The 8,258-nt window shown below is 67.9% G+C and carries 8 protein-coding genes; 2 read left to right on the forward strand and 6 right to left on the reverse strand.

What is annotated here, in order from left to right; genetic code table 11:
- Nucleotides 1-281: 281 nt before the first annotated feature.
- The gene (locus AB1I47_RS32850; protein ID WP_354687828.1) at nucleotides 282-1,238 is read left to right on the forward strand and encodes a chemotaxis protein; all 957 of its coding nucleotides are present in this window, start codon (nucleotides 282-284) and stop codon (nucleotides 1,236-1,238) included.
- Between the two features lie 336 nt (nucleotides 1,239-1,574).
- On the opposite strand, the gene AB1I47_RS32855 is transcribed toward AB1I47_RS32850, so the two are convergent.
- Nucleotides 1,575-2,231 (reverse strand): peroxiredoxin, encoded by a 657-nt coding sequence (locus AB1I47_RS32855; protein ID WP_354687829.1) that lies wholly within the window; start codon nucleotides 2,229-2,231, stop codon nucleotides 1,575-1,577.
- Nucleotides 2,232-2,318: 87 nt separating this feature from the next.
- Nucleotides 2,319-2,756 (reverse strand): universal stress protein, encoded by a 438-nt coding sequence (locus AB1I47_RS32860; RefSeq protein ID WP_354687830.1) that lies wholly within the window; start codon nucleotides 2,754-2,756, stop codon nucleotides 2,319-2,321.
- A gap of 276 nt (nucleotides 2,757-3,032) precedes the next feature.
- Between AB1I47_RS32860 and AB1I47_RS32865 the strand changes: the two genes are divergently transcribed.
- Nucleotides 3,033-4,739 carry a SulP family inorganic anion transporter gene (locus tag AB1I47_RS32865; RefSeq protein ID WP_354687831.1) on the forward strand — a complete coding sequence of 569 codons (1,707 nt, stop codon included), beginning with the start codon at nucleotides 3,033-3,035 and terminating at the stop codon, nucleotides 4,737-4,739.
- A 1-nt stretch (nucleotide 4,740) separates the two neighbouring features.
- On the opposite strand, the gene AB1I47_RS32870 is transcribed toward AB1I47_RS32865, so the two are convergent.
- The 4 genes from AB1I47_RS32870 to pdhA all read right to left on the reverse strand — a co-directional run.
- On the reverse strand, nucleotides 4,741-4,935 hold the full coding sequence (locus tag AB1I47_RS32870; protein WP_354687832.1) for a CopG family transcriptional regulator: 195 nt from the start codon (nucleotides 4,933-4,935) through the stop codon (nucleotides 4,741-4,743).
- A 150-nt stretch (nucleotides 4,936-5,085) separates the two neighbouring features.
- On the reverse strand, nucleotides 5,086-6,204 hold the full coding sequence (locus AB1I47_RS32875; protein ID WP_354687833.1) for a dihydrolipoamide acetyltransferase family protein: 1,119 nt from the start codon (nucleotides 6,202-6,204) through the stop codon (nucleotides 5,086-5,088).
- A gap of 24 nt (nucleotides 6,205-6,228) precedes the next feature.
- Nucleotides 6,229-7,206, reverse strand: coding sequence for an alpha-ketoacid dehydrogenase subunit beta (locus AB1I47_RS32880; RefSeq protein WP_354687834.1), 978 nt, complete (start codon nucleotides 7,204-7,206; stop codon nucleotides 6,229-6,231).
- A gap of 57 nt (nucleotides 7,207-7,263) precedes the next feature.
- Nucleotides 7,264-8,258 (reverse strand): pyruvate dehydrogenase (acetyl-transferring) E1 component subunit alpha (gene pdhA, locus AB1I47_RS32885; protein ID WP_354687835.1); only part of this gene is annotated, 995 nt, incomplete at its 5' end.

Below are 8,258 nucleotides of genomic sequence, written 5' to 3' on the forward strand. Positions count from 1 at the left end.
GGAAGTCGTCCTGATACGCTGCTGGTCTCGCGCCGATGGCATACCCACGCGCGTGACTTCGTTGAGGCTCCTGCCCTCTCCCCCACCCCTCTCCCGCCTGCGGGAGTGGGGCCGGGGGAGAGGGCAGGCGCTGGCATACCGAAAGCCTTCCTCCCTCAATTCCCGATCCCCTCCAGCCGATATCCAGTCATGACCCCTGCCGCCCGCCAACCGCCGCGCGGCCGCAGGCCATGACAACGACGGCGGCATACACCATCCAAACGCAGGCACGGGAGCGACGCATGAGCAGTTCCATGAGGGACATCGACGAACGGACTAACCTCACCAACAACAACCAGTTCGAGCTGTTGCTGTTCCGGCTCGGCGATGCCGAGCACAGCGGGCAGTCGGAGCTGTTCGGCATCAACGTCTTCAAGGTGCGCGAGATCCTGGTGATGCCGCCGGTGACGACGGTGGTGGGCGCCGATCCGTCGATCCTCGGCATGGCCGATATCCGCGGCCAGGTCATTCCGGTGATCGACCTGCCCAGGCTGGTGGGCTGCAAGCCGCGCAGCGGGCTGGGGATCCTGCTGGTGACGGAGTACGCGCGCTCCACGCAGGGCTTTGCGGTGGAGGCGGTGGAAGAAATCGTGCGGCTGGAATGGAACCAGGTACATTCGGCCGAGGCCAGCGTGCGCACCGGCCATGTGACCAGCATCGCCAAGCTGGACGCGGGCACGGATAGCACACGGCTGGTGCAGGTGCTGGACGTCGAGCAGATCCTGCGCGACGTGCTGCCGGCCCGCCAGCCGGACGTGGATCCGGGCGCGGTCGGGCCGCAGCTCCATCTGCGCCCGGGGGCGAAGGTGATCGCCGCCGACGATTCGGCGCTGGCACGCGGCCTGATCGAGCAGGGGCTGAAGGCGCTGGGGGCGCCGGTGGTGATGACCAAGTCGGGCAAGGAGGCGTGGGACCTGCTCGACAAGATGGCGACGGACGCAGCCAGCCATGGCAAGTCGGTGCACGACGAGGTGGCGCTGGTGCTGACCGATCTGGAAATGCCGGAGATGGACGGCTTTACGCTGACGCGCAAGATCAAGGCGGACAGCCGGCTGAAGCAGCTGCCGGTGGTGATTCACTCGTCACTGTCGGGCGAGGCCAGCGAGGAGCATGTGCGCAAAGTGGGCGCTGACGCCTATGTGGCCAAGTTCGTGGCCAAGGAACTGGCCGATACGATCCGCGATGTGCTGACGCGGTAAGCAACGGAAGACGGTTTCCCGATGGCCGAGCGGTCATTGTCTGGGAACCATCACAAAAGCATCGAATGGCGGCCATCGTGCCGCCAATTTTTATTGGCGCCAGCACGTATGCGGTGGCAGGCGGCAGCAGGCACAAAATGCAAGCGGCCGCAAGCATTCCCGTACGCCGGCAGGTTGCCTATAAAACGGGCACTCCAGTGCTTTCCAGCGCCGGCGCGCCCTTTGCGGTTGTCAAGAGGGGGGATATCCACCGAACCTGTGGATAGTTTCTGTGGACAAGTCAGACACCCCCGGCCGGTACCGCGCCGGGGGTTGGCTTGCCGCTTTGCCGTCAGCTTACTTCGGCTGTTCCACTGTACGCAAATAGGGCTTCAGCGTCTTGAAGCCTTGCGGGTATTTCTTCTTCGCGTCCTCGTCCGAGACCGAAGTCGGGATGATGACGTCCTCGCCCGGTTTCCAGTTCACCGGCGTGGCCACGGTGTGCTTGGCGTTGAGCTGCAGCGAATCGAGCAGGCGCAGTACCTCGTCGAAATTGCGCCCCGCGCTCATTGGGTACACCAGCATGGCCTTGACGTTCTTGTCCGGGCCGATGATGAACACCGAGCGGATGGTGGCGTTGTCCACCGCCGTGCGCGGGCCGCTGCCGCTGGCTTCGGGATGGATCATGTCGTAAAGCTTGGCCACCTTCAGATCGGCGTCGCCGATCATCGGATAGTTGATGGTGCAGTTCTGCGTTTCCTCGATGTCCTTGACCCAGCGCTGGTGGTCGCTGACCGGGTCGACGCTCAGGCCGATGATCTTGGTATTGCGCTTGTCGAACTCGGGCTTGAGCCGCGCCATGTAGCCCAGTTCCGTGGTGCATACGGGCGTGAAGTCCTTGGGATGCGAGAACAGGATGGCCCAGCCGTTGCCGATCCACTCATGGAAATTGATCGTTCCCTCGGTGGTTTCGGCGGTGAAGTCGGGGGCTTGCTCGCCCAGTCGAATCGCCATGGTTGCGCTCCTTGCAGTTGGCATGGGGGTGGAAAAGCGCGTCGCCGCCGTGCCGGCCGGCGCCGCGCGGGTATTGCCTCGGGACGCCTAGCGGAATACCAGCACCGGTATCGTGCTGTGCGTCAGCACCTTTTGCGTTTCGCTGCCGATCAGCAGTGCCTGCAGCCCGCGCCGTCCGTGCGACGACATCACGATCAGGTCGCAGTCGCGCTGCTGCGCGCACTGGACGATGGCCTGCCAGGGATGGTCGTCGGTCGCGGTGATGGCTTCGCAGGGCACGCCGGCCTGCCCCGCGGCGCGCGTGACCGCTGCCAGGAAGGTATCGGCGTGGCGCGCGGCCTCGGCGGCGTAGCTCTCCTTGGTGTCCTGCAGGCTGGTCAGCCGGTAGGTCAGCAAGTGGTACTCGGGAATCACATGCAGGCCGGTCACGCGGGCCCCGATGCGGCTGGCGAATGCCATGGCGCGGGCTACCATGGCTTCAGCGCGGGCGGAGCCGTCGGTGGGGACAAGCAGGTGCCTGAACATGGTGGGCCTCCGATTGCAGTAAGTCGACCGCGTGGCCCGTCTCCCGGACTGCCGGGCGAGCCAATCCAGTATAGGAAGTGGACGATGAGAACGACAGGCTGACGCAGGGCTGGCTGGAGCGTTGTCCGGGCGACCGCGGCGCGAGCCGCGGGCGCCGGCGCGGCATGTGACGGCCATTAACATGCTGTTATCATCCGATGCACCTGCATGCCCCCGCGGGCGCACTCTGCCGCGCATGGCCACTGATGGCCGCTCACGACTGAAAGGGACCCACGCATGATCGCGCTGCGCGAAGCATGGCTGGCCGGACTGTTCCGGCGCGCCAACTGGCTGCCGAATATCGTGTCCGGCGTGATCGTCGGCGTGGTGGCGCTGCCGCTGGCGATGGCCTTCGCGATCGCGTCAGGGGCCAAGCCGGAGCAGGGGCTGTACACGGCCATCGTCGCCGGGCTGGCGGTGTCGCTGTTCGGCGGCAGCCGGCTGCAGATCGCCGGGCCCACCGGCGCCTTTATCGTGGTGCTGTCCGCGATCACCGCGCGCCATGGCATCGACGGGCTGCAGATCGCCACGCTGATGGCGGGGCTGATCCTGCTGGCGATGGGGCTGACGCGGCTCGGCAGCGTGATCCGCTTTATTCCGGCACCGGTGATCGTCGGTTTTACCGCTGGCATCGGCGTGATCATCTTCGTCGGCCAGTGGCGCGACTTCTTCGGCCTGCCCCCGGTGGCCGGCGAGCACTTCCACGAAAAATTCTGGCACCTGCTGCAGGCGCTGCCGCAATGGCATCCGGCCACCACCGCATTGGCCATCGCCAGCCTCTTGCTGGTGGTGGGGGCGCCGCGGGTGCGCTGGCTGCATCGCATCCCGGGCCCGCTGGTGGCGCTGGTGGTGGCGACCGCGGTGCAGGCGCTGTTCCATTTCGACGGCGTGGCGACCATCGGCAGCGCCTTCGGCGGACTGCCGCGCGGGCTGCCGGCGCCGACCTTGCCGGAGGTCACGCTGGCGCGCGTGATCGAGCTGGCCGGGCCGGCCTTCACCATCGCCATGCTGGGCGCGATCGAATCGCTGCTGTCGGCGGTGGTGGCCGACGGCATGGCCGGCACGCGGCACGATTCCAACCAGGAGCTGGTAGGGCAGGGCATCGCCAATATCCTGGCGCCGCTGTTCGGCGGGTTTGCCGCCACCGGCGCGATCGCGCGCACCGCCACTAATATCCGCAACGGCGGCAACAGTCCGCTGGCCGGCGTCATGCATGCGCTGACGCTGGTGCTGGTGCTGCTGTTCCTGGCGCCGCTGGCGGCGAGCGTGCCGCTGGCCACGCTGGCCGCGATCCTGTTCGTGGTGGCCTACAACATGAGCGAGGTGCGCCACTTCGCGCGCATGGTGCGCCGTGCGCCGCGCGCCGACGTGGCGATCCTGCTGATCACCTTCACGCTGACGGTGCTGACCGATCTGGTGGTGGCGGTCAATATCGGCGTGATCCTGGCCATGCTGCAGTTCCTGCGGCGCATGTCGTCATCGGTGGAAGTGGCGCGGCAAGACGCGCTGGAGATCGAACGCGAACTCGGCATCGCCAACGGCCCGCAGGGCGACGCCAGCCCGCCGGTGCGGCTGCCGCCCGGCGTGATGGTCTATGCGATCGAGGGGCCGTTCTTCTTCGGCGCGGTGGAGGCGTGCGAGCGCGCACTGGTGCAGACGCATACCGATCCGCGCGTGCTGCTGATCCGGCTGGGACGCGTGCCCTTCATGGACATGACCGGCCTGCAGACACTGGAGGCCGTGATCGGCAAGCTCCGCAAGCGCGGCGTGGCGGTGGTGCTGGCCGAAGCCAACGAGCGCGTACGGGAAAAGCTGGCGCGCGCGGGCGTTCTGGCGGCGCTGGGGGAAGAGAACTATGCGGAGTCGCTGGCGGAAGCGGCAAGGCGCTGCAGCGTGCTGGCGGGTGAGGCGGAAAGCCGCAGCGAGGCGGGGGCTTTGCGCTGAATTACTTTTTTTGCCGGGTGTTGCTGGTGGCGCGGGGCTTGGTGGCGTATTCCACGCCGTGCTGGGCGAGGTAGTCGCGGATCAGTTGCCGCACCACCTGCGAGGGCGTCAGGTCCTGCGAGGCGCACAGGGTTTCGAAGGCCTTCTTCTTGACCGGGTCGATCAGGATGGTAAGGCGGGCGGTTTTGGATTCCATGGGGTGTGGCGGTCCGGCTGGTGAGGCGGCGGCGGTAGGAACCGCATTATATACAGCGGCTTTGCAGCGCCAACCAGCGCCGGATACCACTGGTTTGCGACGGGCGGCAGCGTTTTCAGGCGTCACCGAAAATTGGCACGTACCAGATACCTACGCCGCTTGTTCCAGATCCGCAATCACCGCCGCCAGAAACCGCGCCGCCTCCCCGCCAGTCACCACGCGATGGTCAAAAGTCAGGCTCAACGGCATCACCCGATGCACGGCCGGCACGCCACCTGCAGCCACCACTTCATCCCGCACGCGCCCCGCCCCCAGGATCGCCACCGTGGGTGGCACCACGATCGGCGCCGCATAGCGCCCGGCGATCATGCCGAAGTTGGACAGCGTGATGGTATTGCCGCGCATCTCTTCCGGCGCGATGGTGCGCGCGCGGATATCGGCGCGCATGCGATCCAGTCCCTTGCGCAGGTCCGGCGCGTCGCGATTGCCGACGTCGCGCAGCACCGGCACGAACAGCCCTTCGGGCAGGTCGGCGGCGATGCCCACATCGATTTTCTTCAGTACGTGGCGGCGCCCGGTCTGGCCTTCGTACCAGGCGTTGAGCCCGGGCTCGGCGCGGCAGCCTGCCACCAATGCGCGCACCAGCCGGATGGTCACGTCGGCGCCGGGCTGCCAGGCGTGGATATCGGCATCGTCCATCACCGTGGCCGCGGCGACTTCGTTCTGCGCGCGCGCCATGTTCTGCGCCATCGCGCGGCGCACGCCACGCAACTCTTCCGGTGCGCCGAGTTCGGCCAGCGTGGCGGCCACGCGCTCGACATCGTCGGCGGTGACCACGCCTTCCGGACCGGAGGCGGTTGCCATCGCCAGGTCCACGCCCAGCCGCCGCGCCAGCGCGCGCACAGCAGGCGTGGCCTTGACGCGTGCGGCCATGCCCGCGGCAGGCGCCGAGGCGCCCGGCGGCGCGGCTTCATTGACCACGTGCGTGCCAACCTGTACCGAGCCCACCACGGTGCCCGCATCGGCATCGTCGCCCGCGCCTTCGAAACCCACCAGCGGCGCGCCCAGGTGCACGATATCGCCGGGCTGCGCATACAGCTTGGCGATGCTGCCTGCATAGGGCGACGGAATCTCGACGATGGCCTTGGCGGTCTCCACCGACAGCAGCGGCTGGTCGGCGGTCACGGCATCGCCCGCCTTGACGTGCCAGCTCACGATCTCGGCCTCTTGCAGGCCTTCGCCCAGGTCGGGCAGCTTGAATACTCTCATCGGCACTCCTTGCCAATCATTGCCTCATGCCGCCATGGCCTTGCGCACCGCGTCGACGATGCGCGCGACGCCGGGCAGGTAGGTGTATTCCAGCCGCGCCAGCGGCACTACGGTATCGAAGCCGGTCACGCGCTGCACCGGCGCAGCCAGCGAATAGAGGCCAGCGTCGGCCAGCCCCGCCGCGATCTCGGCGCCGAAGCCTGCAGTGCGCGGTGCTTCGTGCACGATCACGCAGCGCCCGGTGCGCGCCACGGAATCCAGGATGGTCTGCATGTCGAGCGGCTTGAGCGTGGCCACGTCGATCACCGTGGCCGTCACGCCCTCGGCGGCGAGCTCGTCCGCCGCGGCCAGCGTTTCCTGCAGCATCGCGCCCCAGCTCACCAGCGTGACGTCGTTGCCTTCGCGCAGCGTAAAGCAGGTATCGAGCGGCAACGCCGTGCCGTCGTCGTCCACTTCCTGGCGGAACAGCCGGTACAGCCGCGTCGGCTCCAGGAAGATGACGGGATCGGGATCCGCGATCGACGCCAGCAGCAGCCCGTAGGCGCGCGCCGGCGATGACGGCACCACCACGCGGATGCCCGGCATATGCGCGAACATCGCTTCGGGACTCTCCGAATGGTGCTCGGGCGCATGGATGCCCGCGCCGAACGGCGAGCGCACCACCAGCGGACATGACAGCCGCCCGCGCGTACGGTGCCGCATGCGGCCGGCGTGGTTGATGATGTGGTCGATGGCCGGATAGATAAACCCGGTGAACTGGATCTCGGCCACAGGCTTCAGTCCCATCGCCGCCATGCCGATCGCCGCGCCGACAATGCCGCCCTCGGCCAGCGGCGTATCCATGACCCGCGCCGCGCCGAAGCGCGCCTGCAGGCCCGCGGTGGCGCGGAACACGCCGCCGTTGACGCCGATGTCCTCGCCCAGCAGCATCACGTCGGGATCGTTGGCCAGCGCGTGGGCCAGCGCCAGGTTGACCGCTTCGACCAGATTGATTTCCGCCATGGTTCGCTCGCTGTGGTCGGGTGGGGATCGTTCGGGCCGTTCGCTGCTGGCGCCTCGCTATCCGTGCGGCGCCGCGTAGCGCCGTGCCGTCTCCAACTGCGCCTGCAATTCCGCCGGCATCGCGGCGTACAGGCAGTCGAACATCGCGGCCGGGTCTGGCGCCGGCAGCGCCAGGTAGGCTTCCACCGCCTGCGCTACCTGCTGCGAGCATGCCTTGATCAATGCCTCCTCGCGTGCCGCGTCCCACGCGTGCAGCGCCAGCAGATGGTTGCGCAGCCGCAGCAGCGGCTCGGCCTGCCAGTGCACCTTGACGCTGGCTTCGTCGCGATAGCGCGACGCGTCGTCGGCGGTGGTGTGGTCGCCCAGCCGGTAGGTGATGGCCTCGATCAGCGCGGCCCCGCCGCCGCCGCGCGCGCGCTCGATGGCTTCGCCGACGCGGTGCCGCACCGCCACCACATCATTGCCGTCGACCTGCTCGCCCGGGATACCCGCGGCAATGGCCTTCTGCGCCAGTGTCTGCGCCGCGGTCTGGCCGCTGCGCGGCATCGAGATGGCCCACTGGTTGTTGTTGACCACGATCACCAGCGGCGCGCGCCATGCGCCGGCCATGTTCATGCCTTCGTAGAAATCGCCCTTGGACGTGCCGCCGTCGCCGAGCAGGCAGACCGCCACGCGCGGCTCGCCGCGCAACTGGAACGCATACGCGGCGCCGGCCGCGTGGCACACCTGGGTGCCGATCGGCACGCAGTTGGCAAAGTCATGCGGCGCCGCCGCAAAGCCGCTGCCACGCTCGTCGCCGCCCCAGTACAGCAGGCTCTCGGTCATCGTGACGCCCCGCACAAACTGCGCGGCATGGTCACGGTACGAAGGCACCAGCACGTCCTCGGGCCGCATGGCGTAGGCCACGCCCACGCCGATGGCTTCCTGCCCGAGCGCCGAGGCAAAGGTGCCGATCTTGCCGGTGCGCTGCAGCGCGATCGCCTTCAGATCGAACTGGCGCGTCAGCACCATCGCCTGGTACAGCGGCAGCAGCGCGTCGGGGTCGTTGGCAA

The sequence above is a fragment of the Cupriavidus necator genome, from assembly GCF_040578825.1.
Taxonomy (GTDB): Bacteria; Pseudomonadota; Gammaproteobacteria; order Burkholderiales; family Burkholderiaceae; genus Cupriavidus; species Cupriavidus necator_E.